The organism is Streptomyces sp. 1114.5, assembly GCF_003635085.1.
In the GTDB taxonomy this organism is placed as follows: Bacteria; Actinomycetota; Actinomycetes; order Streptomycetales; family Streptomycetaceae; genus Kitasatospora.
On the sequence record NZ_RBXE01000002.1, the window covers coordinates 61,784 to 87,367 of the forward strand.

19 protein-coding genes are annotated in these 25,584 nt (G+C 73.3%); 16 read left to right on the plus strand and 3 right to left on the minus strand.

What is annotated here, in order from left to right:
• Nucleotides 1-131: 131 nt before the first annotated feature.
• From BX285_RS23755 to BX285_RS23810, 12 genes are all read left to right on the plus strand, one after another.
• Nucleotides 132-3,023, plus strand: coding sequence for a vitamin B12-dependent ribonucleotide reductase (locus BX285_RS23755; RefSeq protein WP_121177951.1), 2,892 nt, complete (start codon nucleotides 132-134; stop codon nucleotides 3,021-3,023).
• 160 nt (nucleotides 3,024-3,183) lie between these two features.
• Entirely contained in the window at nucleotides 3,184-3,951 is a 768-nt protein-coding gene (locus BX285_RS23760) for an SDR family oxidoreductase (RefSeq protein ID WP_121178978.1), read from the plus strand.
• 436 nt (nucleotides 3,952-4,387) lie between these two features.
• Complete coding sequence (locus tag BX285_RS23765) at nucleotides 4,388-6,211, plus strand: ATP-binding protein (protein ID WP_259470754.1); 1,824 nt, start codon at nucleotides 4,388-4,390, stop codon at nucleotides 6,209-6,211.
• Nucleotides 6,208-6,654, plus strand: a complete 447-nt coding sequence (locus tag BX285_RS23770) for a roadblock/LC7 domain-containing protein (protein WP_097236025.1) — start codon at nucleotides 6,208-6,210, stop codon at nucleotides 6,652-6,654. The genes BX285_RS23765 and BX285_RS23770 overlap by 4 nt, the downstream gene beginning before the upstream one ends.
• Nucleotides 6,651-7,019, plus strand: a complete 369-nt coding sequence (locus tag BX285_RS23775) for a DUF742 domain-containing protein (RefSeq protein ID WP_097236024.1) — start codon at nucleotides 6,651-6,653, stop codon at nucleotides 7,017-7,019. The genes BX285_RS23770 and BX285_RS23775 overlap by 4 nt, the downstream gene beginning before the upstream one ends.
• Complete coding sequence (locus tag BX285_RS23780) at nucleotides 7,000-7,725, plus strand: ATP/GTP-binding protein (RefSeq protein ID WP_097236023.1); 726 nt, start codon at nucleotides 7,000-7,002, stop codon at nucleotides 7,723-7,725. Before BX285_RS23775 ends, BX285_RS23780 begins: the two co-directional genes overlap by 20 nt.
• Before the next feature lie 34 nt (nucleotides 7,726-7,759).
• Nucleotides 7,760-9,004: a cytochrome P450 gene (locus BX285_RS23785; protein WP_097236022.1), complete on the plus strand. Its 1,245-nt coding sequence runs from the start codon at nucleotides 7,760-7,762 to the stop codon at nucleotides 9,002-9,004.
• Nucleotides 9,005-9,095: 91 nt separating this feature from the next.
• Nucleotides 9,096-10,310 (plus strand): cytochrome P450, encoded by a 1,215-nt coding sequence (locus BX285_RS23790; RefSeq protein WP_097236021.1) that lies wholly within the window; start codon nucleotides 9,096-9,098, stop codon nucleotides 10,308-10,310.
• 279 nt (nucleotides 10,311-10,589) lie between these two features.
• Entirely contained in the window at nucleotides 10,590-11,987 is a 1,398-nt protein-coding gene (locus BX285_RS23795; protein WP_097236020.1) for an ABC transporter substrate-binding protein, read from the plus strand.
• Between the two features lie 248 nt (nucleotides 11,988-12,235).
• Nucleotides 12,236-13,273: a carbohydrate ABC transporter permease gene (locus BX285_RS23800; RefSeq protein ID WP_121177954.1), complete on the plus strand. Its 1,038-nt coding sequence runs from the start codon at nucleotides 12,236-12,238 to the stop codon at nucleotides 13,271-13,273.
• Nucleotides 13,270-14,301: a carbohydrate ABC transporter permease gene (locus BX285_RS23805; RefSeq protein ID WP_257032390.1), complete on the plus strand. Its 1,032-nt coding sequence runs from the start codon at nucleotides 13,270-13,272 to the stop codon at nucleotides 14,299-14,301. The genes BX285_RS23800 and BX285_RS23805 overlap by 4 nt, the downstream gene beginning before the upstream one ends.
• A 160-nt stretch (nucleotides 14,302-14,461) precedes the next feature.
• Nucleotides 14,462-16,135: a DUF4153 domain-containing protein gene (locus BX285_RS23810; RefSeq protein ID WP_121177956.1), complete on the plus strand. Its 1,674-nt coding sequence runs from the start codon at nucleotides 14,462-14,464 to the stop codon at nucleotides 16,133-16,135.
• A gap of 177 nt (nucleotides 16,136-16,312) precedes the next feature.
• On the opposite strand, the gene BX285_RS23815 is transcribed toward BX285_RS23810, so the two are convergent.
• Nucleotides 16,313-17,863 (minus strand): MFS transporter, encoded by a 1,551-nt coding sequence (locus tag BX285_RS23815; RefSeq protein ID WP_398901035.1) that lies wholly within the window; start codon nucleotides 17,861-17,863, stop codon nucleotides 16,313-16,315.
• A 404-nt stretch (nucleotides 17,864-18,267) separates the two neighbouring features.
• Here BX285_RS23815 and BX285_RS23820 point away from each other — a divergent pair, with 404 nt between their 5' ends.
• From BX285_RS23820 to BX285_RS23830, 3 genes are all read left to right on the plus strand, one after another.
• Nucleotides 18,268-18,873 (plus strand): TetR/AcrR family transcriptional regulator, encoded by a 606-nt coding sequence (locus BX285_RS23820; protein WP_183107206.1) that lies wholly within the window; start codon nucleotides 18,268-18,270, stop codon nucleotides 18,871-18,873.
• Nucleotides 18,874-18,906: 33 nt separating this feature from the next.
• A complete protein-coding gene (locus BX285_RS23825) occupies nucleotides 18,907-19,605 on the plus strand; it encodes a ribonuclease HII (RefSeq protein ID WP_097236017.1) in 699 nt (232 codons plus the stop codon).
• Nucleotides 19,606-19,705: 100 nt separating this feature from the next.
• The gene (locus BX285_RS23830; protein ID WP_097236016.1) at nucleotides 19,706-20,389 is read left to right on the plus strand and encodes a hypothetical protein; all 684 of its coding nucleotides are present in this window, start codon (nucleotides 19,706-19,708) and stop codon (nucleotides 20,387-20,389) included.
• Between the two features lie 117 nt (nucleotides 20,390-20,506).
• Here the strand turns inward: BX285_RS23830 and BX285_RS23835 are convergent, their stop codons facing one another.
• Both BX285_RS23835 and BX285_RS23840 read right to left on the minus strand, forming a co-directional pair.
• Entirely contained in the window at nucleotides 20,507-21,160 is a 654-nt protein-coding gene (locus BX285_RS23835) for a hypothetical protein (RefSeq protein ID WP_398901533.1), read from the minus strand.
• A 431-nt stretch (nucleotides 21,161-21,591) separates the two neighbouring features.
• Nucleotides 21,592-23,787, minus strand: coding sequence for a RecQ family ATP-dependent DNA helicase (locus BX285_RS23840; RefSeq protein WP_121177961.1), 2,196 nt, complete (start codon nucleotides 23,785-23,787; stop codon nucleotides 21,592-21,594).
• Between the two features lie 228 nt (nucleotides 23,788-24,015).
• Between BX285_RS23840 and BX285_RS23845 the strand changes: the two genes are divergently transcribed.
• The gene (locus tag BX285_RS23845) at nucleotides 24,016-25,572 is read left to right on the plus strand and encodes a DUF4192 domain-containing protein (protein ID WP_121177964.1); all 1,557 of its coding nucleotides are present in this window, start codon (nucleotides 24,016-24,018) and stop codon (nucleotides 25,570-25,572) included.
• Nucleotides 25,573-25,584 lie beyond the last annotated feature (12 nt).

Consider the following 25,584-nt stretch of genomic DNA (forward strand, 5'->3'; position numbering starts at 1 on the left):
GGGGCGCAGAACACTACAAACCGTGCGAGAACAGGCAGGGTCTCCGCCTGCCCGCACACCGGAAGAACGAACCAGCAGTGCCCGGACTTTTCAGGGCACTCCGGGCGTTTGCCCAGGAGGAGGAGCGAGAAGTGACAGACACCACGAGCGGTTCCGCACGCGGGTCGAAGTCCGAGAAGGCGGCCAAGGGCGCCAAGGCCCCCAAGGGCGGTCTCCGGATGGAGCGCATCCACACCACTCCTGGCGTGCACCCGTACGACGCGGTCCGCTGGGAGCGGCGCGACGTCGTCATGACCAACTGGCGCGACGGCTCGATCAACTTCGAGCAGCGCGGCGTCGAGTTCCCGGACTTCTGGTCGGTCAACGCCGTCAACATCGTCACGTCCAAGTACTTCCGCGGCGCGGTCGGCAGCCCGCAGCGCGAGTGGAGCCTCAAGCAGATCATCGACCGCGTGGTGCTCACGTACCGCGCCGCCGGCGAGAAGCACGGCTACTTCGCCTCCAAGGACGACGCCGAGATCTTCGAGCACGAGCTGACCCACGCCCTCCTCCACCAGGTGTTCAGCTTCAACTCGCCGGTCTGGTTCAACGTCGGCACCAAGCAGCCCCAGCAGGTCAGCGCCTGCTTCATCCTGTCCGTCGACGACTCCATGGAGTCGATCCTCGACTGGTACAAGGAAGAGGGCATGATCTTCAAGGGCGGCTCCGGCGCCGGCCTCAACCTCTCCCGCATCCGCTCCTCCAAGGAACTGCTCTCCTCCGGCGGCAACGCCTCCGGCCCGGTCTCCTTCATGCGCGGCGCCGACGCCTCGGCCGGCACCATCAAGTCCGGTGGCGCCACCCGCCGCGCGGCCAAGATGGTCGTGCTCGACGTCGACCACCCGGACGTCGAGGCCTTCATCGAGACCAAGGTGAAGGAGGAGGAGAAGATCCGCGCCCTGCGCGACGCCGGCTTCGACATGGACCTCGGCGGGGACGACATCACCTCCGTCCAGTACCAGAACGCCAACAACTCGGTCCGCGTCTCCGACGAATTCATGACCGCCGTCGAGAACGGCACCGAATTCGGCCTGCGCGCCCGGATGACCGGCGAGGTCATCGAGACCGTCGACGCCAAGAAGCTGTTCCGCAAGATGGCCGAGGCCGCCTGGGCCTGCGCCGACCCCGGAATCCAGTACGACTCCACCATCAACCACTGGCACACCTGCCCGGAGTCCGGCCGCATCAACGCGTCCAACCCCTGCTCCGAGTACATGCACCTGGACAACTCCAGCTGCAACCTCGCCTCGCTCAACCTGATGAAGTTCCTGCGCGACGACGACAGCTTCGACGCCGAGCGCTTCGCCAAGGTCGTCGAGCTGGTCATCACCGCGATGGACATCTCCATCTGCTTCGCCGACTTCCCGACCGAGAAGATCGGCGAGACCACCCGCGCCTACCGCCAACTCGGCATCGGCTACGCCAACCTCGGCGCCCTGCTGATGGCCACCGGCCACGCCTACGACAGCGAGGGCGGCCGCGCCCTGGCCGGCGCCATCACCTCGCTGATGACCGGCACCGCCTACCGCCGCGGCGCCGAACTCGCCGGTGTCGTCGGCCCGTACGACGGCTACGCCCGCAACGCGACCGCCCACCAGCAGGTCATGAAGCAGCACGCGGACGCCTCGCTCGACGCCGTCTCGGTGGACGAACTGGACGCCCCGGTCTGGCTGGCCGCCAACCGGACCTGGCAGGACGTGGTGCGCCTCGGTGCGCAGAACGGTTTCCGCAACGCCCAGGCCTCGGTGCTCGCCCCGACCGGCACCATCGGCCTGATGATGGACTGCGACACCACCGGCGTCGAGCCCGACCTGGCCCTGGTCAAGTTCAAGAAGCTCGTCGGCGGCGGCTCGATGCAGATCGTCAACGGCACCGTCCCGCGGGCGCTCAAGCGCCTCGGCTACCAGGACGAGCAGATCGAGGCGATCGTCGCCCACATCGCCGAGCACGGCAACGTCGTCGACGCGCCGGGCCTGAAGGCCGAGCACTACGAGGTGTTCGACTGCGCGATGGGCGAGCGCGTCATTTCGGCCATGGGCCACGTGCGGATGATGGCCGCGATCCAGCCGTGGATCTCCGGCGCCATCTCCAAGACGGTGAACATGCCCGAGAGTGCCACGGTCGAGGAGATCGAGGAGATCTACTTCGAGGCGTGGAAGATGGGCGTCAAGGCGCTCGCGATCTACCGCGACAACTGCAAGGTCGGCCAGCCGCTCTCGGCGAAGAAGAAGGACTCCGAGGACAAGGCCGAGACGGCGCAGGCTCCTGCCGCGGTCGAGAAGGTGGTCGAGTACCGCCCCGTCCGCAAGCGCCTCCCCAAGGGCCGCCCGGGCATCACCACCTCCTTCACGGTCGGTGGCGCCGAGGGCTACATGACCGCCAACTCCTACCCGGACGACGGCCTCGGCGAGGTCTTCCTCAAGATGTCCAAGCAGGGCTCGACCCTCGCGGGCATGATGGACGCCTTCTCCATCGCCGTCTCGGTCGGCCTGCAGTACGGCGTCCCGCTGGAGACGTACGTCTCGAAGTTCACCAACATGCGCTTCGAGCCGGCCGGCCTGACCGACGACCCGGACGTGCGGATGGCCCAGTCGATCGTCGACTACATCTTCCGCCGCCTGGCGCTGGACTTCCTGCCCTTCGAGACCCGCTCGGCGCTCGGCATCCACTCCGTCGAGGAGCGCCAGCGTCACCTGGAGACCGGCTCCTACGAGCCGCTGGACGCCGACGAGCTCGACACCGAGTCGCTCGCCCAGTCCGCCCCGGTGGCGCCGGTGACCCCGGTGGTCGCCGCCACCCCGGCCCCGGCCGTCGAGGCGCCCAAGGCGGCCCCGAAGCAGGCCCACAACTCCACGGAGCTGATGGAGATCCAGCTCGGCCTCAACGCCGACGCGCCGCTCTGCTTCTCCTGCGGCACCAAGATGCGCCGCGCCGGCAGCTGCTACCTCTGCGAGGGCTGCGGCTCCACCAGCGGCTGCAGCTGACCAGCCCGGTGTTCACCCCCTGAGGTGAACTCCTGAAGCGGGGCGAGGACTTCACGGTCCTCGCCCCGCTTTCGGCGTTCCCGGGGGCTGCCGATGTCACGGATCGGGGCGGTGGTCGGTCCGTAAGGAGGACAAGGCAGTCGACGAGAGGAGTGGTGTGGTGGACGGGACGGTGCTGGTGACCGGGGCGACGGGGACCTTGGGACGGGAGGTGGTGCGGCTGCTGGTGGCGCGCGGGGTGGCGGTGCGGGCCCTGAGCCGGCGGGCGCGGGGCGGGGGCGACGGGGTCGAGTGGGTGGTCGGGGACCTGGTGAGCGGGGCCGGGATCGCGGAGGCGATGGCCGGGGTCGAGGTGGTGGTGGACTGCGCGACCACGCAGCGGAAGGCGGACGTGGCGGCGGTCCGGACGCTGGTGGCGCGGGCTCGCGGGGCGGGCGTGCGGCACCTGGTGTACGTGTCGATCGTGGGGATCGACCGGGTGCCGCTCGCGTACTACCGGACGAAGCTGGCCTGTGAGCGGGTGGTGCGGGAGTCGGGGCTGGGGTGGACGGTGCTGCGGGCCACGCAGTTCCACGACCTGCTGCTGAGGTTCTTCGACGCCTCGGTGAAGCTGCCGGTGTTCCCGGTGGTCGGCGGGGCGCGGTTCCAGCCGGTGGATGTCCGGGAAGTGGCGGTGGCGGTGGCGGATCTGGCGGGGGAGGAGCCCGCCGGGTTCGCGCCCGAGGTGGGCGGGCCGCAGGTGCGGTCGTACCGGGAGCTGGCCGAGGCGTACCTGCGGGCGGCGGGCAGGCGGCGGGTGCTGCTGCCGGTGCGGGTGCCGGGGGCCGTGGGGCGGGGTCTGCGCGCCGGCGGGAACCTGACGCCGGAGCGGGCGGTGGGGCGGGGGACCTTCGAGGAGGCGCTGGAACGGCGGTTCGGCGGCCACTGACCCCCGAGATTGTCAACCGGGGTTGACACCTGCGCGAGTGTCAACCAGAGGGCGCGGGTGGTCGCCGACCACGGGCTGGACCCGAAGGCCGTCCGGGCGGCGGTCGAGCGGAAGCCGGGCTGAGCCCGGCTGTGAACCGGGCCACTCGGTCGTGCGGCGGTTGCGTCACCGATCGGTGGACGGGACGTGCATGAATCGGTGCACGGGACGTGGAGGAATCGACGTACGGGACGTGGGTGAAGGAGACTGCCCGTCAACTGGCCACTTGAGGCCAATGTCTGAATCGATATGATCGGCGCATAAGCGTGAACCGATCAGCCGCCCGGAGACGTTTTCGCAACGTCACCGGGCGGTCTCGTATCTGCGCCCGACCAGCTGTCGGCGGTCGCGACCGTCGTCGACCCGCCGCCCGCCGACGTTGCCGAGGACCGCACCGATGAGAGAAGCCCCCAGCCCCGACGGCCGGCCGCGCCGACGGCCCGAGCCGCGCACCGTCGCCCTGACGGCGGCCGCCGTCCTGCTGGCGCTGGCCGCCGCACCCGTCGGCGTCACCCGGGCCCTGGGCGCGCACCAGCCGCTGACCGCCCTCGCGGTGGGCGCCGTGACGGTGCTCTGGCTGATCGCCGTCGGCCTGGCGGCGCTCGGCGCCGAGCGCTCCCGCGCACTGGCCGAGGACCTGGCCGCGCAGCACCAGGAGACGATGACCGCGCTGGTCGCCGTCGGCTCCGCCCGGCAGGCCGAGGCGGCGGCTAGGGAGCTGGTCGGCGCCGCGCAGACCGAGCGGGACGCGGCCCGTGCGGAGCGTGCCCGCGCGGAGGCGGAGGTCGCGGCCATGCACACCGAGCTGGCCCGGCTGCGGGCCGAGTGGGACGCCGAGCGGGCCGAGGCGGAGGCGGGCCGGGCGCAGGCCGAGGCCGAGCGGGCCGAGCTGGACGGGATCGCCGAGGGCGTCCTGCCCGAGGTGGTGAAGAAGCTGCGGGGCGGCGCGGCCGTGGACAGTGCGCTGGCCGCCTACCGCAAGCACCCCCAGTACGCGCTGCTGCGCGCCGTCGGCGAGGAGATCGGTCGGGGCGAGCGGCTGCGGGCCGCCGCGCTCGCCGTCTGCGCGACCGCCGCCGGGCGCGTGCAGGCGCTGGCCACGAGCATGCACGCCGAGCTGCGCGAGATGCAGCACCGGCATGACGAGGAGGTCCTGGGCGACCTGCTGCGCCTGGACCACTCGACCGCCCAGGCGGGCCGGATGGCCGACAGCATCGCGGTGCTCACCGGCGCCCGTTCGGGCCGCCGCTGGGCCAAGCCGATCGCGGTGGAGTCGGTGCTGCGCGGCGCGCTCGGCCGGATCGGCGCCTACCAGCGGGTGCGGCTGCACAACGCCAGCACGGCCGCGGTGGCCGGGTTCGCGGCCGAGGGCATCATGCACGCGCTGGCCGAGCTGCTGGACAACGCCACCAACTTCTCCGCCCCACCGGCCGAGGTGCACGTCTACGTCGAGGAGGTGCCGGCCGGGCTGGCGGTCACCGTCGAGGACAGCGGCCTGGGCCTGGGCGAGAGCTGGCTGCGCCGGGCCGAACGGGCCGTCTCCGCCGAGCCGCTGGACCTCACCACGCTCTCCGCCGGCACCCGGCTGGGCCTCGCGGTGGTCGGCGTGCTGGCCCGCAAGCACGGGCTGCAGATCTCCTTCCGGCCGTCGGCGCGCGGTGGTACGGGGGTGGTGATGCTGATCCCGCAGCAGCTGGTCTCGCACCCGGCTCCGGAGTCCGCTCCGGCGCCCGTCTCGACCCAGGCGCCGGCCGCGGAGTCCGCGCGCCCCGCGCTGACTTCCGCCTTGGCGCCCGCGCTGAGCTCCGCACGCCCGGCGCCCGCACGTTCGGCGCGCACTCCCCTGCCGCCGGCGCCCCAGGCACCCGCCGTGCCGGCCGTCACGGGGGCACCCGCTGCGCCCGCCGTCACGGCGGCACCTGCCGTCCCAGCCCAGCTGCCGCCCGCACCCGCCCAGCTGCCGCCCGCGCCCGCCCGGATGACCGACAGCGGCCTGCCGCAGCGCCGTCGCGGGCAGACGCTGGCCGTCACCGCCCCGGCGGCGGCCCCGGCAGCGAAGCCCGTACGCAGCGACGCGGTGAGCGCGGCCGCCCGGTTCGGCGCGTTCCGCCGGGCCGCCGCCCGTCCCCCGGAGGCCGAGCAGCACGCCGCCGGGGCGCCGACCACGGACACCGACACCACGCCCGACGCTTCCCCCGTCACCGAGAAGGACTCCCCATGAGCAGCGCCACCGACCGCGACCTCGACTGGCTGTTGGAAAACCTGCTGGCGGCAACCCCCGGCACCCGGCACGCCCTGGTTCTCTCCGCCGACGGCCTCAAGCTCTGCCACACCGCCGGGCTGGGCACCGACCAGGCCGACCAGCTGGCCGCGATCGCCTCCGGTCTGCAGAGCCTGGCCCACGGCGCCTCGATCGAGTTCGGCGACGGAAGCGGCGGCGTCCGCCAGTCGATGACCGAGTTCCACGGCGGCATCCTGTGCATCGTGGCGGCCGGCGAGGGTGCCCACCTGGCGGTGGTCACGGACGACGACGCGGACGTGGGCGTGGTCGGCCACAACATGCACGGCCTGATCGAGCAGATCGGCGTCCACCTCAGCGCGCCGGCCCGGGGCGGGGAGGGCGAAGCCGAGGGGGCCGCCACACGAGAGAGCGCCGGGATATGACCGCGGGGCCGGTGCTGCCGGGCCGCGACGACGACCCGGACCGCCTCTACACCATCACCAAGGGCCGCAGCCGGTCCCCGGAGAACGCCTTCGACCTGGTCACCCTGATCGTCGCCGAACGGCAGCCGGCACCCGGGATGCAGTCGGAGCACGTCCGGATCCTGCGGCTGTGCGAGGCCCCGACCGCGGTGGTGGAGGTGGCGGCGGAGCTGGCGCTGCCCGTCTCGGTGGTGAAGATCCTGCTCGGTGACCTGCTGGAGTCCGGGGCGGTCACCGCCCGCCACCCCCGGTTCGCGCCGAACAAGGCCCGGCTGCCCGACCTCGACACGCTGAAGCAGGTGCTGCATGGCCTCCAACGGCTCTGACGTCCGGCCCGCCGCCGAGCGCACCCCGCTACGGGCGACCGCCGACAACGCGCTGAAGATCGTCGTGGTCGGCGGCTTCGGCGTGGGCAAGACCACCCTGGTCGGCTCGGTCAGCGAGATCCGCCCGCTGAACACCGAGGAGGTGATGACCCGGGCGGGGGAGGGCATCGACCCGGCCGGCACCTGGGGCAAGCGCTCCACCACGGTCGCCTTCGACTTCGGCCGGATCACCCTCTCCGAGCGCCAGGTGCTGTACCTGTTCGGTGCGCCCGGGCAGGAACGTTTCTGGTTCCTCTGGGACCGCCTGTTCAGCGGCGCCCTGGGCGCGGTCGTCCTGGTGGACACCCGGCGGCTGGAGGAGTCCTGGTACGCGATCGACCGGCTGGAGCACCACGGCACCCCGTTCATCGTGGCCCGCAACAACTTCGGCGAGCCGACGCACACCCTGGAGCAGGTGCGCGAGGCGCTGGACCTGCCGGACTCGGTGCCGCTGGTGGACTGCGACGCGCGCGACCGCGAGTCCGGCAAGCGGGTGCTGATCGACCTGGTCCACCACCTGACCGAGCTCGCCGAGGCCGAACTGGCCGCCGCCGAATCGGCGATGGAACCGGCCGCCCCCGCACCGGCGATGGAACCGGTCGCCGCGGCACCGTCCACGGAGACGGCCGCCGCCGCACCGTCCATGTACGAGGAGAGCACGCCGTGACCGAGTCCGAGTCCGCGTACGAGGAGAGCACCCCGTGACCGAGCCCGCCGCCACCCCGCCCCCGGGCTGCCCGGCGCATGCCGGCGCCACGCCGCTGTACGGGCCGCGCTTCCAGACCGACCCGGCCCAGCTCTACCGCGAGCTGCGGGCCGCGCACGGCCCGGTCGCCCCGGTCGAGCTGGCCGGCGGCGTGCCCGCCTGGCTGGTCATCGGCTACCGCGAACTGCAGCAGGTGACCGGTCAGCCGCAGCTGTTCGGCCGCGATTCCAGCCGCTGGCACGCCTGGGAGACGCTGCCCGCCGACTGGCCGCTGAAGCCGATGATGGCGCCCGTCCCCTCGATCCTCTACGCCGAGGGCGAGGAGCACGTCCGGCGCTCCCGCGCGGTCACCGACGCGCTGGCCGGGATCGACCCGTACGAGCTGCGCAAGCACGCGGAGGAGATCGCCGACGGGCTGATCGACGAGTTCGCCGGGCGCGGCGAGGCCGACCTGGTCGCCGAGTACGCGCACCGGATGCCGCTGCTGGTGCTGTGCCGGGTGCTCGGCCTGGACGAGGAGCAGGCGCCGCAGCTGATCACGGCGCTGCTGGCCATGCTGGACGGCGGCCCGGACGCGCCGGCCGGCGCCCAGCGGCTGCTGGAGCTGATGCTCGCGCTGGTGGAGGAGAAGGCCGAGTACCCGGGGGCCGACGTGGCCTCGCGGATGCTGGCGCACGAGGCCGGGCTGACCCACGACGAGGTGATGCGCGACCTGCGGGTGCTGCTGATCGCCGGCCACCAGCCGTCCTCGTACTGGATCTCCAACGCGCTGCGGCTGATGCTCACCGACGAGCGGTTCGCCGCCTCGCTGGCGGGCGGTCGGCGCAGCATCAGCCAGGCGCTGAACGAGGCGCTCTGGGAGGACACCCCGACGCAGATCTTCGCCGGGCGCTGGGCGGTCCGGGACACCCAGCTGGGCGGTCAGCGGATCGGTGCGGGCGACATGGTGCTGCTGGGCTTCGCCGGGGCCAACGCGGACCCGTCGGTGCGCCAGCCCGACGGCCGTCCGGCCGAGGGCAACCGGGCGCACATGAGCTACTCGTACGGCGAGCACGGCTGCCCGTTCCCGGCCCAGGAGGCGGCCGAGGTGATCGCCACCACGGCGATCGAGGTGCTGCTGGACCGGCTGCCGGACCTGCGGCTGGCGGTGGCCGAGCACGCGCTGGTGTGGCGGCCGTCGGCCTGGGTGCGGGGGCTGGTGGCGCTGCCGGTCTCGTTCACCCCGGGCCACCCGGTCTGATCCGTCGCCGTCCTCCGACCCGCGTCGCGTTACAGGTCCGCGTCGCGCTACAGATCCGCGTCGATATCCGTCGTCCGAAAGAGAGTTGTCGATGACCGCTGCCCCGGCCCCGATCGTCCTCGACCCGCTGGCCCGCGACAACGCGGCCGAGGGTGCCCTGCTGCGGGCCGCCGGCCCGGTGGTGCCGATCGAGCTGCCCGGTGGTGTGGCCGCCTGGGCGGTGACCCGGCACGGGGCCGCCCGCGAGCTGCTGACGGACGCCCGGCTGGTGAAGGACGCCGCGCACTGGGGGGCGTACCAGCGCGGTGAGGTGCCGAAGACCTGGCCGCTGATCGGCCTGGCGGTGCCGGGACCGAGCATGGTGACCACGGACGGCGCCGAGCACCGTCGGCTGCGGGCGCTGGTCGCGCAGGCCTTCACCCCGCGCCGGGTGGAGCTGATGCGTCCGCGGGTCGAGGAGATCACCCACGCGCTGCTGGACGCCCTGGCGGCGGGGGAGCCGGTGGTCGACCTGAAGACGGCCTTCGCCTTCCCGCTGCCGATGACGGTGATCTGCTCGCTGCTGGGCGTTCCGGAGTCGGACCACGCCGTTCTGCGCGACCTGTACGAGCGGTTCTTCGGCGTCAAGCCGGACCCGGCGGGCATCCAGGCGACCATCGCCGGGCTGAACGCCTTCGTCAACGAGCTGGTGGCGCAGCGCCGTTCGGCCCCCGGTGAGGACCTGGCGAGCGCGCTGCTGGCGGCCGACACCGAGGGCGGGGCGCTGACCGACGCGGAGGCCGCGGCCACCCTGCGGGTGATCATCGCGGCGGGTCACGAGACCACGGTGAACCTGATCGGCAACGCGGTGCGGGCGCTGCTGGCGCACCCGGACCAGCTGGAGCTGGTGCGTTCGGGGAAGGTGTCCTGGGAGGCGGTGGTTGAGGAGTCGCTCCGCTGGACGCCGCCGACCAGCAACTTCCTGTTCCGCTTCACGGCCGAGCCGATCCCGGTCGGCGACGTGGTGATCCCGGCGGGTGAGCCGGTGCTGGTCTCGTACAACGCGATCGGCCGGGATCCGCTGCAGCACGGGGTGACGGCGGAGCTGTTCGACGTCACCCGGGATCCGAGCCGCCACCTGTCCTTCGGGCACGGCCCGCACGTCTGCCCGGGTTCGCCGCTGGCCCGGCTGGAGGCGGGGGTCGCGCTGCCGGCGTTGTTCGCGCGGTTCCCGGAGCTGTCGCTCGCGGTGCCGGACGCCGAGCTGCGGTCGAGCGGGTCGCTGGTGGTGAACAGTCTGCTGGAGCTGCCGATCCGGCTGTTCTGACGGTTACCGACCCGGTGCCAGGGGGAGGCCCTGTTCGGATATACCGGGCGGGGCCTTCGACTTGTGGTGGCGGCGATCCGGGAAACGCCTGGTGGTGGGTCACGGTCGGGACACCGACCGGTGAAAGTCGAACGCGGACCTTGGCGGAGGAGGGCTGCTGCGTTAACGTCTTGGATCAGTCCGGCCGTCCTCCGTCCGTGCCCCTGTGGGCCCATCTCCGGTACAGCGCAATGTCGTTCAGCCACCGTCGGCAGCCACGCCCTGGCGAGGAGAACCGCATTGACCCCCAATCCGACCGCGCCGCAATCGACTTCCCGTACCTTCCGCCGTCGTGCGGTCGCCGTGCCCGCCCTGCTGGCGGCGCTGGCGCTGACCGCGGCCTGCTCCAACAGCTCCGGCGGTTCGGGGGGCGGCGGAGGCGGCGCGGCTCAGTCGCTGTCCGGCGACTGCGCCAAGTACCAGCCGTACGCCGGGCATTCGGGCACGACAGTGACGATGTTCGCGTCCATCCTGAGCCCGGAGTCTGACAACCTGGAGAAGTCCTGGGCCGAGTTCGCCAAGTGCACCGGGATCAAGATCAGTTACGAGGGTTCGAACGACTTCGAGTCCCAGCTGCCGGTCCGGGTGACCGGCGGCAACGCGCCGGACTTCGCGATCATCCCGCAGCCGGGCCTGCTGGCGCAGATGGTGAAGAGCGGCAAGGTGGCGAAGCCGCCCGCCCAGACCGTCGCCAACCAGGACAAGTGGAGCCCGGTCTGGAAGACCTACGGCTCGGTCAACGGAACCTTCTACGCGGCGCCGATGAGCGCCAACATGAAGTCGCTGGTCTGGTACTCGCCGAAGGCCTTCAAGGCGGCCGGCTACGAGGTGCCGAAGACCTGGGCGGACCTGATGGCGCTCAGCGACCGGATCGCCAAGGCGGGCGGCCCCAAGCCGTGGTGCGGCGGCATCGCCTCCGGTACGGCCACCGGCTGGCCGGCCACCGACTGGCTGGAGGAGGTGGTGCTGGGCTCGTACGGCGGTGAGGTGTACGACCAGTGGGTCGGCCATCAGGTGAAGTTCTCCGACCCCAAGATCACCACGGCGATGAAGACCGTCGCCGACTGGATGCAGAACCCGGCCTGGACGAACGCGGGCTTCGGCGACGTGAAGTCGATCGCCACCACCACCTTCCAGGACGCGGGCACGCCGATCCTGGGCGGCAAGTGCCTGATGCTGCAGCAGGCCTCCTTCTACGAGGCGCAGTGGCCCAAGGGCACCAAGGTCGGTCCGGACGGGGACGTGTTCGCCTTCCACCTGCCGGCGGTGAACCCGTCGGTCGCCAACCCGGTCGAGGGCGGCGGCGAGTTCCTGGCCGCCTTCTCCGACCGGCCCGAGGTGCAGGCGGTGCAGAACTACCTGTCCAGCTCGGACTGGGCGAGCAGCCGGGTGAAGACCGCGAGCGGCTGGGTCTCGGCCAACCAGGGCGTGGACAAGAGCCTGTACACCGACCCGATCGACAAGCTGTCGGCCGAGGCGCTGACCGACCCGGCGGCCACCTTCCGCTTCGACGGCTCCGACCTGATGCCGGCCGCGATCGGGGCCGGGCAGGAGTGGAAGTCGCTGACCGCCTGGTTCGCCGAAGGGCAGTCGATCCAGAAGACCGCCGCCGACATCGACGCCGCCTGGCCGCAGTAGGCGTCGGCGGTCGGCGGTCGTAGCTTCTGACGCCGGCCGCTGGGCGCCGGCTGCCGGTCGCCGGTCGCCGACTGCTGGTCGTCTGTTGCCGCTGGCCGCTGGCCGCTGGCCGCTGGCCGCTGGCCGCTGGCCGCCGGTCGCCGTCCGCCGGGCCGGCGAGTCACCGGGACCACCTGTCGAGGGCGGTGCGGGGCCACCCACCCGCACCGCCCGCCCCCTTCCCACCGCACCCGAAGGGACGTACAGCCATGTCCGTACCCGGATCCCCGTCCTCCTCCGCCGCCCTGGCCACCGCGAGACTGGCGGCCGGAACCTGGGGTGATGCCGCCGTCAAGTTCGGCAACACCTTCGGCGCCGTCGCCGGTTTCCTCGGCATCCTGCTGGTGGTCTTCCTGGTCGCCGGCCGGGCGCGGGGCCGGCTGGCCCGCCCGCTGGCGGTCGCGGTGTTCCTCGGCCCGGCGGTGCTGCTGCTGGCCGTCGGCCTGGTGGTGCCGCTGGTCCGCACGGTCTACCTGAGTCTGCAGAACGACGACGGCAGCCGGTTCGTCGGCGGCGAGAACTTCGGCTGGGCGCTCACCACCGACTCGGTGCAGAAGGTGCTGCTGAACACCCTGCTGTGGCTGGTGGTCGCGCCGCTGGTGGCGACCGGGCTGGGCCTGGTGCTCGCGCTGCTGGTGGACCGGATGCGCGGGCAGGCGGTCTACAAGTCGCTGATCTTCATGCCGATGGCGATCTCGCTGGTCGGCGCCTCGATCATCTTCAAGTTCGTCTACGAGTCGCGCGGGCCGGGGCAGCCGCAGATCGGCCTGCTCAGCCAGCTCGCCGTCGCGGTGGGCTGGGACGACCCGCCGAACTGGATGCTCTCGCAGCCGCTGAACACCTTCCTGCTGATGGCGGTGCTGGTCTGGGTGCAGACCGGCTTCGCGATGGTGGTGCTGTCGGCGGCGATCAAGGCGATCCCGAACGAGGTCGTGGAGGCGGCCCGGCTGGACGGCGCGAGCGGGGTGCGGTTGTTCTGGTACGTCACCGTGCCGATGATCCGCACCACGGTGATGGTGGTGCTGACCACCGTCATGATCATCACGCTCAAGGCCTTCGACATCGTCCGCACCATGACCGGCGGCAACTTCGGCACCCAGGTGCTGGCCAACGAGATGTACTCGCAGTCCTTCGTGCAGTTCAACGCCGGGCGGGGCAGCGCCCTCGCGGTGATCCTCTTCCTCGCGGTGCTGCCGCTGGTGGCCTACAACATCGTCCAGCTGCGGAAGGAGCGTGAGGTGCGGTGACCTCGCTGCGCAAGGAGCGCGACCCGAAGGCCCGTGTCCCGAAGGCCCGTGTCCGGAAGGGGGCCGGTCCGAAGGCGTCCGTCCCGAAGGCCCGCGTCCCGGAGGCGTCCGTCGGGGTGGCCGGGGCCCCCGGTCCGGTCCGCAGGGCCTTCGGCAGCCCGCTGGCCTCGGTGTTCGTGATCGCGATGACGGTGCTCTGGACGATCCCGACGCTGGGCCTGCTGGTGACCTCGCTGCGGCCCAAGCAGGACGTGACGGCCAGCGGCTGGTGGAACGCCTTCCTCCACCCGGACTTCGGCCTCGGCAACTACCACTCGGTGCTGTTCGAGGGAGGCGCCGGCGTCTCCACCGGACTGATGCCGTTCCTGGTCAACTCGCTGGCGATCAGCATCCCGGCGACCGTCTTCCCGCTGGTGCTCGCCGCGATGGCGGCCTACGCGCTGGCCTGGGTGCGGTTCCGGGGGAGCGACGCGGTGTTCTTCACCGTGTTCGCGCTGCAGGTGGTCCCCCTGCAGATGGCGCTGATCCCGCTGCTGCGGCTGTTCGCCTCCGGCGCGCACCTGGGCTCGCTGACGCTGGTCCCGGCGGTGGACCTGAAGGGCAGCTACGCGCCGGTCTGGCTGGCGCACACCATGTTCGCGATGCCGCTGGCGGTGTTCCTGCTGCACAACTTCATCGCCCAGCTGCCGCGGGACCTGATGGAGGCGGCGGTGGTGGACGGCGCCTCGCACTTCAAGATCTTCCGCTCGATCGTGCTGCCGTTGAGCGCCCCGGCGCTGGCCTCGTTCGCGATCTTCCAGTTCCTGTGGGTGTGGAACGACCTGCTGGTGGCGCTGACCTTCGCCGGCGGCACACCGGAGGTGGCGCCGATGACGGTACGGCTGGCGCAGCTGTCCGGCTCGCTCGGCGGGCGCTGGGAGCTGCTGACGGCCGGGGCGTTCCTGTCGATCGTCGTGCCGCTGATCGTCTTCTTCAGCCTGCAGCGGTACTTCGTGCGGGGGCTGCTGGCCGGGTCGGTGAAGGGGTAGCGGGCCGGGGTGTCCGGATTCCATTCTGAACGCGTTCAGAACCAACTTTTGAACCTGTTCAGAATGGTCTACAGTCGGCTGCGGCGGCGCCGAGCGCGCCCGTCGGCGGACCGCCGTGAGGGCGGTCCCCCGCATACCCGCCGACCACTGAGGGGGACTCATGTCCGGCCTGTCCACGCCCGCCTCGGCCGATCCGCCCCCCGCGCCGGAGCGCCCGTCGTACGGACCGCCCGGACCGTACGGGCCGTACGGGGCCTCCGGGCCGTACGGCCCGTACGCCCCCTACCGGGCGCCCGGCGGGCCCGTCCCCCCGAACCCCGTCACCGCCTGGCTGCGCCTCAGCGCCCCCGACCGCCGGGCCGGTGCCACGCCCCGGGTCGTCCTGCTCGCCCTGCTCACCGGCCTGCTGACGGCCTGGCTGCTGTACGACGGACTCGGCGCCAACCTGCTGATCTGCGGCACCGCCACCGCCGTCGGGGCCGGCTGCGCCGCCCGGGCGGCGGGCCGTAGGATCCGGCCCTGGACGGTCGTCTGGAGCGTGCTCGCCCTCGTCCTGCTCGCCGTCCCGGTCCGGTGGGAAGCGGGCTGGCCCACCCTGCTCGCCGTCCTGGGGGCGCTCGGGCTGGCCTCACTGGCCCTGCACGGCGGCCGTCGCTGGCCCGGCGTCCTGCTTGCGCTGCCCGGTCTGCCCGAGCAGCTGGTGCCGGCCGTGCGGTGGGCCTGGACCGGCATGGCAGGGCGCTCGCTGCCCGGCCGCGGCCGGATCGTCCCGGTGCTCAAGGCGCTCGCGGTCGCCGTCGCCCTGCTGACCGTCTTCGGCCTGCTGTTCGCCAGCGCCGACGCCGCCATGGCGGACCTGCTGGGCGGGCTCAGCCCGGACCTCGACCTCGGCCAGCTCCCGGCACGCGGGCTGCTGTTCGTGCTGGGGACGCTCACCGCGCTGGGCTTCGCACGGATCGCGGCCGGCCCGCGCCGCTGGGACCGGACGGTGATCCGGCCGGGCCGGGAGCGCCGGCGGCTGGAGTGGGCGTTGCCGCTGGTCGCGCTCAACCTGATGTTCGGCGTCTTCGTGGTGCTCCAGGCCGTCGTCGTGCTCGGCGGCGCGGACGCCGTGCTGAGCAACACCGGGATGAGCCGCTCCGCCTACGCCCGGCAAGGCTTCTGGCAGTTGAGCGTGATCACCGTGCTCACCCTGGTCGTGGTGGCGGTCGCCAAGCGCTGGGCGCCGCGCACCACCGCCGCCGACCACCGGGTGGCACGGATCCTGCTCGGACTGCTCTGCGTGCTCGCGCTGGCCGTGGTCGCCTCGGCACTCGGCCGGATGTGGTTCTACGTGGACGCCTCCGGGCTCACCCGGCTGCGGCTGTGGGTGCTCGTGGTCGAGGTGTGGCTCGGCGTCGTCTTCCTGCTGCTGATCACCGCCGGGCTGACCCGCCGCACCGGCTGGCTGCCGCGCGTCGTCGTCCTCAGCGGGATGCTCACCGTCGCGGTGTACGGACTGATGGGGCCGGACGCGATCGTCGCCGAGCAGAACGTCAGCCGGTACGAGCAGGCCCTGCGGACCGACCCGCACGGAGCGGCGATCGACCTGCGCAACGTCCGCGACCTCTCGGCGGACGCGGTGCCCGCCCTGGACCGGCTGCCCGAACCGCAGCGCAGCTGCGCCCTGGAGCTGATCGGCCAGGACCTGGGCGCGGAGGCGAACCCCTGGTACGCGACGGGCGCCTCGGTCGCCCGGGCCCGGAAGATCCTGGCGGAGCGGCCGCCGGTCGACTCGCCGGTGTTCGGCCGCCGGCCCTGCGACCGGGCGGGGCTGGGGTACGAGGGCTGGTAGCCGGGCGTGCCGGAAGGCGGCAGGGCTGGAAGGCGGCAGGGCCGGAAGGCGGGCGTGCCGGAAGGCGAAAGGGCCGGCCGGGAGCGTGCTGCTCCCGGCCGGCCCTGGGCGTTGTGGCGTTGGACAGGCCTCCGCCGTTCCGGCGCCCGGACGTTCCGGCGCCCGGACGTTCCGGTGTCAGTGCATCGCGACGGCGGAGGAGTCGCCGCTCGGCAGGTCGCTGGCCTTGGCCTTGATCACGAAGACCGCGATCAGCAGGGCGACCGCCGCGAGCGCGGCGCCCACGATGAAGCCGTGCGAAATGCCCTGGGTGAGGACGGAGTTGGCGGCGTCCGTCCCCGGCGGGAACTCGTGGTGCTGCTGGAGGTAGGCCAGCTGGTCCGGGGTCGCGCTCTTCATGAACCCGGGCAGCTGCGCGGTGGCCTCGGCCGTGGCGTAGTGCGCGAAGACCGTGGTCAGGATCGAGAGGCCGAGCGAACCGCCGATCTGCTGCATCGAGTTGAGCAGGCCCGAGGCGGCGCCGGTCTCCTCGCCCGGGACGCCGGCGACGGCGAGCAGCATCACCGGGACGAAGATCAGGCCCATGCCGAAGCCGAACACCACCGTGGGGCCGAGCACTCCGTCCAGGTAGCCGCTGTCCCCGCTCATCTGGGTCAGCCAGGTGAGGCCCACGGTGACCAGCAGCGCGCCGCCCGCCATGAACGGCTTCGGGCCGTACTTGGCCTGGAGGTTGGAGGCGATCTGCGCGGCGATGATGATCGAGACGCTGATCGGCAGGAACGACACGCCGGCCTTCAGCGGGCTGTAGCCGAGCGGGCCCTGCACGAACAGCACCACGTAGAAGAAGATGCCGAACATGGCCGCGGCCAGGCAGAGCATCATCACCAGGCCACCGGTGCGGTTGCGGTTGGCGAACAGGTGCAGCGGGGTGATCGGCTGGTCGGTGCGGTTCTCGATCACGAAGAACGCGGCGAGCAGGATCGCGCCGGCCGCGAAGGAGCCGAGCGTGATGCTGTCCGACCAGCCGTCCGAGGCGGCCCGGATGAACCCGTAGACCAGGCCGACCAGGCCGAGGGTCGAGGCGAGTGCGCCGGGCAGGTCGAAGCGGCCCGGGTGGCGCTCGGACTCCGCGATGTAACGCGGCGCGGCGACGGCGATCAGGATCGCGATCGGCACGTTGACGAAGAACACCCAGCGCCAGTCCAGGTACTCGGTGAGCAGACCGCCGGCCAGCAGGCCGATCGCGGCACCCGATCCGGCCACCGCCGAGAAGACGCCGAACGCCTTGTTGCGTTCCGGCCCCTCCTCGAAGTTGGTGGCGATCAGGGCGAAGGCCGTCGGGGAGCAGATCGCGCCACCGATGCCCTGGAGCGCGCGGGCGGCCAGCAGCAGGCTGCTGTCCTGCGCGAAGCCGCCGAGCAGCGAGGCCAGGCCGAACAGCAGCGTGCCGAAGATGAACACCCGGCGGCGGCCGAGGATGTCGCCCGCGCGGCCGCCGAGCAGCAGGAGCCCGCCGAAAGTCAGCGTGTAGGCGTTGATGACCCACGACAGGTCGGTGGTCGAGAAGTTCAGGGCGTCCTTGATGTGCGGTAACGCGATGTTCACGATCGTCGCGTCGAGGACCACCATGAGCTGGGTGGCCGCGATGACGGCCAGGGTGATGCCCTTGCCCCGACCCTTTCCGGCCTGCGGTGGTGCGTTCTTGCTGAGCGTGTCGGAGATAGCCACGAATGTGCCCCCTGCTGGCCATGTGCTCGGTGCTGTGGACCCGGCGGACCGCCGGTGTCCGGATGTGGCGCTGCGCGGCCTTGCGCAGGCCGGGAAGGAACGGGATCGTTCACTAATCGGGACGATATCCTGGTCGTGATTGTGAACGCAAGCGTTCCTTAAGGGTGGTGGTGATGGAGCGGTTGGTACGGCGCCTGGTGGCGGACCGGACCGGTCGGTCGTCCGGGCGGACGGCCGGACCGGCGGCGGACGCGACGCCCCCGCCCGGGAGTTCACCGGACGCCGCGCGGGCCCCGGACACCTTGCGGGCCCCGGACGCCGCGCGGATTCCGGGTGCCCCGCGGCCTTCGGGCGCCTCGCATGCCACGGGCGTCGAATCGGTCGCGGGGACGGCCCTCTGCCCGGTGCGGGCCGCCCACCAGGCCCTGGCGCGACCCGGACGGCGCCGTGGCAAGGAACTGGAGAACGCGATCTTCGAGGCCGCGCTCGACCAGCTCACCTCCGGCGGATACGCGCGGCTGACCATGGAAGGCGTCGCCGGCGCGGCGCGGACCGGGAAGGCCGCGCTCTACCGGCGCTGGGCGTCCAAGGACGAACTCGTCATCGACGCCCTGGACGCCACTCTTCCACGCCCTTACGACACCCCGGACCTCGGGTCCGCCCGCGACGAACTCCTGCAGCTCATCGAGGCGTTCGTGGCCGCACTGGCCTCCCGGGCAGGCGCCGCGATCCACGCGCTGATGGCCGAGATCGACCAGGAGCGGGCCGAGGTCTTCAAGTGCTTCATCAACGACCGGGTCATCGATCCGACCACGGCGACCATCCTGGAGATCCTCCGCCGCGGAGCCGAACGCGGCGACGTCCGGCCCGGCGCGGCCACCCCGCTGGTGGCCGACGTCATCCCGGCGATGCTGCTCTACCAGGCCAAGATCCGCGGATTCCAGGACCTGGGACCGGACTTCGCCACCCGGCTGGTGGGCGAGGTCCTGTGGCCGATGATCCGGGCTTAGGCTGGAGGCTGCCCCAGCTGAACGGAATCCGCCATGCCCATCGTCCCGCCGACGCACTCCGTCGAACGCTCGCTCCGCCGGGCCGGCGCCAGGACCGTCGTCGGCCTGGACGAGGTCGGGCGCGGCGCCTGGGCCGGGCCGGTCACCGTCGGTGCGGCCGTCACCGGTCTGCGCAAGGCGCCGGAGGGGCTGACCGACTCCAAGCTGCTGACCGAACTGCGCCGCCGCGCACTCGCCCCGGTCCTCGCCGACTGGGTCACCGCGTACGCCATCGGGCAGGCCTCGCCGCAGGAGTGCGACGAACTCGGCATGACGGCGGCGCTGCGGCTGGCCGCCGGCCGCGCGCTGGAGGCGCTGCCGGTGGAGCCCGACGCGGTGATCCTGGACGGCAAGCACGACTACCTCGGCGGCCCCTGGCGGGTGCGCACGGTGATCAAGGGCGACCAGTCCTGCATCTGCGTCTCCGCAGCCTCGGTTCTCGCCAAGGTCCACCGCGACGGCCTGATGGCCGAACTGGGCGAGGGGTGCCCGGAGTACGGCTTCGCCGACAACGCCGGCTACCCGTCCCCGGTGCACCGCGCAGCGCTGGAGGAGCACGGCCCGACCGGACACCACCGGCTCTCCTGGGCGTACATGGACGCCCTGCCGAAGTGGCGCCACCTCAAGCGCGTTCGGGAGCTCGTGGGCGAGGGCCGGGAGTCCGCCGACGAACAGTTGACGCTCGGTTTCTGACGGTCCGTCTGGAATTGCCGGGGCGGGGGCGGCAGGTGTCCGGTGCTCAATGGGTGGGGCGCCCGTGCGCGTCCGACCGGCATTTGATAGATATCCGGGTATGCCTGTCTTCCCCGAGGAGCCGGAGATTCACGAGAGCCTCCCGGGCCCCGGCGTTCCCTTCCCCCGCGAGTCGGACGCACAAGCCCTCCACGTGCCCGCCACCGGCGGCGCACCCGCCAGCGCACCCACCACCACCGTCGCCGCCCCGGCTCCGGTGCCCGGCCCCCGCCCGGCGCCCCCGAGCCCGGCCCCTCCGCACGCCGCCCGTCCCGGTCCGCCGCCGCGGATCCCCAAGCCCGGCCCGGCGGTTCGCCGCCCGGCCCCCGCCGCACCGCAGGTGGAGGTCCAGCGGATCGCCGCCACCCCGGCCCAGGCGGTCGGGCGCGCCGACGACGCCGTCGACCTGCTGCTCGACTCCGGCCGCGACCCGGGCCAGATCCTGGTGCTGACGGTCGGCGGGGCGCACCCCTGGCAGCAGCACGAGCTGTCCTTCGGTGAGGAGCGCTACTGGGCGCAACTCGCCGAGGGCGGGGACGTGTTCTACGCCGACGCCGCGCTGACCCGCCCGGTCCGGCGCGAGGTGGTCGTCCTGGTGGTCAACGGCGGACCGGCCGCCCGGGCCGCCGAGGCCTACACCAAGGCGCTCGGCCACGCGACCGCGCTGCTGGTGGTCTGCGGTGACGCAGGCCCGGCGGCCACGGGGGCGGCCGGCGCCGCGCCCGGACGCCCGGTCAGGGCCTGACCGGGCCCGACCACACCCGTCCCGCTCCGGGCCCGGCGCCGTACGGTGCCGGGCCCGCAGTCCGTCCTCCGGCGGGGCCGGCGCCCGGCGTCGGGCCACGGCGTGGCGCGCCCGGCTTCAGCCCGTGCCGGTGCGGCGGGCCTGCTCGGCTGCGGCGACCCGCGCCGGGATCCACGGCGGCTCGGACTGCGGCGAGCGCGGTGCGCCCTCGCCGGGCGGCGGCTGCTCGACCACCTGCCGGCGGGCGCGCTGGCCGCGCGGGGCGTCGAGCACCGAGCGCGGCGGCAGCTCCGTCACGGTGTGCACCGGCCCGTCCGCCCACGAACCCGCATGCGGATTGCGCCCGTTCCGTCCGTCCCCGAGGACCTGCCAGCCCGCCGGGGTGAGCCCGATGTACGCGCCGCAGCGCATCCCGTGCAGCACGGCGGCGTCCCGCAGTGCCCACATCCAGGCGCCGTCCTGCTCCGTCCACCCGGGTGCGCCGTCGCGGCAGCGCAGCAGGACGGCGGTGCGGCTCGGCTCGGGCAGCCGCAGGTCGTGCGGGATGATCCGGCGCAGGTGTGCCAGCAGGGCGTTCCGGTGCTGCCAGCCGTCGGTGTCGTGCGGCCAGGGGGCGAAGGAGGCCGAGGCGGCCAGGCGGTGGAGCGTGTCCAGGACGGCGACCACGACCGTGCCCGGCTGGGGCAGGTGGCGTTGGTGCAGTTCCGGGACGAATTCGCGGGGGTCGCGCAGCAACGGGATCCCCGAGGCGGTCCAGGTCTCCAGGTCCAGTACCCGTCTGGGCGTGGAACCTCCGGAGAGGGGATGCTGACCTCGGTCGATACCGTTGATCACGATCCTCCTTCCTGGCCCGTGGGCAGGCGGGTGCCGGGGTACGCCGAAGGGCGGGTCCGGTGGACCGAGTTTCGGGTACTCCCCAATTCTCGGGGCATCGAGGGCGAGGCGGCAACGATGAAATGATGAACGCCATCCGAAAGCCCATGTTCTGCCGGATATGTTCCACCCTGATCCACCTCCCGTCCGGATGTCGCCGGGCCTTGGTCCACGACGCCCGAAGGACGAGGTGACCGTCGTCGGCGTGGTGACCACCGCTTTCTTCGACCGGTTGACCGGTGTGATCGAAATCGCTCGGCTCGATCCTTTCTGTTAGGCCATTCGAGTGAGGGCCGTCGTTCCGCCGACGGCCCTGCGCCGCCACGTCATCACCCCTGCACGGCCAGCACCAGGGGCAGCACCGCGCTCGCTCCGGCCCGGCGCAGCAGTCGGGCGGCCACGGTGACCGTCCAGCCCGAGTCGACGAGGTCGTCCACCAGCAGTACCGGCCCGCCGGCCGCCGCCACTGCCTGCTCCACCTCCGGCGGCAGGACCAGGGCCCCGGCCAGCGAGTGCAGCCGTTGGGCGCTGTTGCTGCGGGCCCCGTGCGGCGGCACCCCGCCGGCGTACTCGATCCGGCCGAGCAGCGGCAGCCGCCCGACCTCGGCGATCCGCGCGCCCAGGCTGCCGACCAGCTGGGGCCGCCGCGAGGAGGCCATGGTCACCACGCCGACCGGCCGCTCCAGCCGGCTGCCCTCCGCCGTCGCGGGCCCGGCCCAGCCGCCCGGCCCGCGGGCCCAGTCGGCGAGCACCGCCACCAGGGCGTCCACCGCCTCGCCGGGCACGGGGACGTCCGGCGCCTGCTCGGCGAGCAGGGTGCGCAGCCGGTTGCCCCAGCCGATGTCGGACAGTCGGCCGAGTGCGCGGCCGGTCTCGGCCTGCTCGCCGGCCGGGATGCGGCCCTTGAGCGGCACCCCGAGCGCCTCCATCCCGGTCGGCCAGAGCCGGCGCGGCTCGAAGCTCACGCCCGGGCGGCCGAGCGCGGCCCGCGCCGCCGCCAGCGTCTCGGCGGTGACCTCCGGGGTGTGCAGCGGGCCCGCGCAGTTGTCGCACCGCCCGCACGGCGCGGCCTGCTCGTCGTCCAGCTGCCGGCGCAGGAACTCCATCCGGCAGGTGGTGGCCGCCGCATAGTCGCGCATCGCGCGCTGCTCCGCCTCCCGGGAGGCGGCGACCTTGGCGTAGCGGGCGGTGTCGTACTCCCAGCTCTGCCCGGTGGCCGTCCAGCCACCCTTGACCCGGCGGACGGCGCCGTCCACGTCGAGCACCTTGAGCATGGTCTCCAGCCGGGCCCGGCGCAGGTCCACCCGGGGCTCCAGGGCGGCGGTGGAGAGCGGCCGGCCGGCCTCGGCCAGGGCGTCGATGGTGCGGCGCACCTGCTCCTCGGGCGGGAAGGCCAGCGAGGCGAAGTAGCGCCAGATCGCCTCGTCCTCGCGCCCGGGCAGCAGCAGCACCTCGGCCCGGTCCACACCGCGCCCGGCCCGGCCGACCTGCTGGTAGTAGGCGATCGGCGAGCTGGGCGAGCCGAGGTGCACCACGAAGCCGAGGTCGGGCTTGTCGAAGCCCATGCCGAGCGCGGAGGTGGCGACCAGCGCCTTGACCCGGTTGGCGAGCAGGTCGGCCTCGGCGGTGCGGCGCTCGGCGTCCTCGGTGCGGCCGGAGTAGGAGGCCACCGGGAAGCCGCGCTCGCGCAGGAAGGCCGTCACCTCCTCGGCCGCGGCCACCGTCAGGGTGTAGACGATGCCGGAGCCGGGGAGCCGGTCGAGGTGGTCGGCCAGCCAGGCGAGCCGGTGCGCCGGGTCGGGCAGGGCAAGCACGCCCAGGGTGAGGCTCTCCCGGTCGAGCGGCCCGCGCAGCACCAGGGCGTGCTCGTCGGCGGTGCCGGTGCCGAGCTGCTCGGCGACGTCCGCGGTGACCCGGGCGTTGGCGGTGGCGGTGGTGGCCAGCACCGGGACGCCGGGCGGCAGCTCGGCGAGCATGGTGCGCAGCCGGCGGTAGTCGGGGCGGAAGTCGTGCCCCCAGTCCGAGATGCAGTGCGCCTCGTCGACCACCAGCAGGCCGGTGGAGGCGGCGAGCTTGGGCAGCACCTGGTCGCGGAAGTCGGGGTTGTTCAACCGCTCGGGGCTGACCAGCAGGACGTCGACCTTCCCGGCGGCGACCTCGGCCTGGACCTCGTCCCACTCGTCGGTGTTGGCCGAGTTGATGGTGCGGGCGTGGATGCCGGCCCGGGCCGCCGACTCCACCTGGTTGCGCATCAGGGCGAGCAGCGGCGAGACGATCACCGTCGGCCCGGCGCCGCGGGCCCGGAGCAGGGCGGTGGCGATGAAGTAGACGGCGGACTTCCCCCAGCCGGTGCGCTGGACGACCAGGGCGCGGCGGTGGTCGACCACGAGGGCCTCGATGGCCGTCCACTGGTCCTCGCGCAGGGCGGCGCCGGGGCCGGCGAGCTCGCGCAGGACGGCCTCGGCCCGCGCCCGGACCTCGGCGCGGTCGGGGGTGGCGGTGGTGTGGGTGTCGGGCTGCTGCATGGCGTCCATGTAACCCCGTGCCGCCGACAAGCGACGAATGCCGGGGAGGCGGAGGTGGGGAAGACGAGGCGTATTTCATCCGCTGGTCCGCTGAACGGCAGTCAAAATCCACTCGGTGGAGGGCGTGTCGCTTGCTCCGAATGAGCGAAGGGAAATTCGGCGCCGGAGTTATCCACAGAAAAAAGTCGGTTTCGGCGCCGTTCGCGGATTGCGTCCACTCTTGCGGCCATGAACGCGATGAACAACGAACACGTCATTCTGTCCCTCGGCCCGGCCTCCGAGCACCGGCCGGTCGTCATGCGCGGTCCGGCCGACATGGCCGAGCTGCTGCCCTACCTCCTGGGGTTCTACCCCGATGACAGCATCGTCGCGGTCGGCCTCCAGGGCCCCGAGCTGCACCAGGGCGGGCTGGTCCGGGCGGACCTCCCGGCCTCCCCCGAGCAGTGGCCGGCCGCCGCGGAGGAGACGGCCGCCCTGCTGGTCGCCCTCTCCGAACGGCACGGCTCCCGGCCGCTCCAGGTGCTGCTCTACCTCTGTCAGGATCCCGGCACGGCGCACGCCCCGCCGGTGGTGGACGGCCTGCGGCCGCTGGCGGACGGCCTCCGGGCGGCCTTCGGCCGCCGGGGAGTGGCGGTCAAGGAGTCGCTGTGCGTCTCGGACGGCCGCTGGTGGTCCTTCCTGTGCCGCGGCGACGGCTGCTGCGACCCGGCGGGCAACCCGGTGCGGTGCGGTCCCGGTCCGGGCCCGGCGGCCACCGCTGCGACGGTCGCCGGCCTGGTGCCGCGCGGCAGCCGGAAGGCGATCGTCGGCGGGCTGGTCCCGATCGGCCCGCCGCAGGACGCCCCGCAGCGCGCGGCGCTCCTCCGGGCCGAGGCGGCCGCAGGCGCCCTCTCCCGGGAGCAGGGCATCGCCCTGCTCGACCAGGCCGTGGCCGAGTTCGCGGCCGGCGCCCGGGAGCTCGACCCGGACCGGACGGCCCGGCTGCTGTTCGCCCTGCGGGACCGGATCGTCCGGGACCGCGGCGTCGAGTACGTCCGCCCCGCCGAGCTGGCTCCCGCCGAGCGGCTCTGGCGCTTCCTCGCCCGGCACGCCGTGCCGCCGCACGAGGCCTGCGCGGTGGCCCCGCTCACCCTGCTGGCCTGGGCCTCCTGGGTCGCCGGGGACACGGCGACGGCCCGCGTGGTGCTCGGCCACGCGCTGCGGCTCTCCCCGGACTACCTGCTGGCCGAGCTGCTGTACGAGTCGCTGAACGACGGCATGACGCCCGGGGCGCTGCTGGCCGCCGTCGAGGCCCAGCGGCGGCGGCGCGAGGAGCCCGCGCCCGCGTCGGCCCCGGCCGACGAACCGCCGCCGCCCGGCGGCGGCGCGGATCCGGGGCCCGCCGCCCCGACGGCGGGGGCGGCCGCGACGGCCGAGACGGCCGAGGTGGCGGATGAGCGGTCCCGCGGGGGCACCGGTGGGCGGCGGCGCCGCAGGGGCGGTCGGCGGAAGGGCACGCCCACGGCACCCGCACCAGTGCCGGTACCCGAGGAGCCCGGCCCGGGTGGCCTCCGGCGCCCTGGCGGGTCGGCGCCGGACGGGAGCGGCCCCGCCGCGGTCGCCCTGCTGCCCGCACCGGGCCGGGCCACGGCACCCGGGTGCTCCCGAGCAGCCGGGGAGCGGTCCGCCCGGAGCCGGCGGCTCGGCCGCGCGGCGGCGTGCGCGCCCGCCGTCCGCGCCGGGGGCGGCCTCCACCGGTGCCGGGGCGTCCGGCGGGAGGCGAGAGGAGGCCGCCGTGCGCAGTGACACCGTGCGCCC

Bases quoted from the DNA above. Each gene is read 5' to 3' on its own strand.
- BX285_RS23790 (WP_097236021.1), top strand. From the start codon at position 9,096: ATGACCGCTGCCCCGGCCCCGATCGTCCTCGACCCGCTGGCCCGCGAC.
- BX285_RS23800 (WP_121177954.1), top strand. From the start codon at position 12,236: ATGTCCGTACCCGGATCCCCGTCCTCCTCCGCCGCCCTGGCCACCGCG.
- BX285_RS23775 (WP_097236024.1), top strand. From the start codon at position 6,651: ATGACCGCGGGGCCGGTGCTGCCGGGCCGCGACGACGACCCGGACCGC.
- BX285_RS23780 (WP_097236023.1), top strand. From the start codon at position 7,000: ATGGCCTCCAACGGCTCTGACGTCCGGCCCGCCGCCGAGCGCACCCCG.
- BX285_RS23830 (WP_097236016.1), top strand. From the start codon at position 19,706: ATGCCTGTCTTCCCCGAGGAGCCGGAGATTCACGAGAGCCTCCCGGGC.
- BX285_RS23825 (WP_097236017.1), top strand. From the start codon at position 18,907: ATGCCCATCGTCCCGCCGACGCACTCCGTCGAACGCTCGCTCCGCCGG.
- BX285_RS23840 (WP_121177961.1), bottom strand. From the start codon at position 23,787: ATGCAGCAGCCCGACACCCACACCACCGCCACCCCCGACCGCGCCGAG.
- BX285_RS23765 (WP_259470754.1), top strand. From the start codon at position 4,388: ATGAGAGAAGCCCCCAGCCCCGACGGCCGGCCGCGCCGACGGCCCGAG.
- BX285_RS23770 (WP_097236025.1), top strand. From the start codon at position 6,208: ATGAGCAGCGCCACCGACCGCGACCTCGACTGGCTGTTGGAAAACCTG.
- BX285_RS23810 (WP_121177956.1), top strand. From the start codon at position 14,462: ATGTCCGGCCTGTCCACGCCCGCCTCGGCCGATCCGCCCCCCGCGCCG.
- BX285_RS23845 (WP_121177964.1), top strand. From the start codon at position 24,016: ATGAACGCGATGAACAACGAACACGTCATTCTGTCCCTCGGCCCGGCC.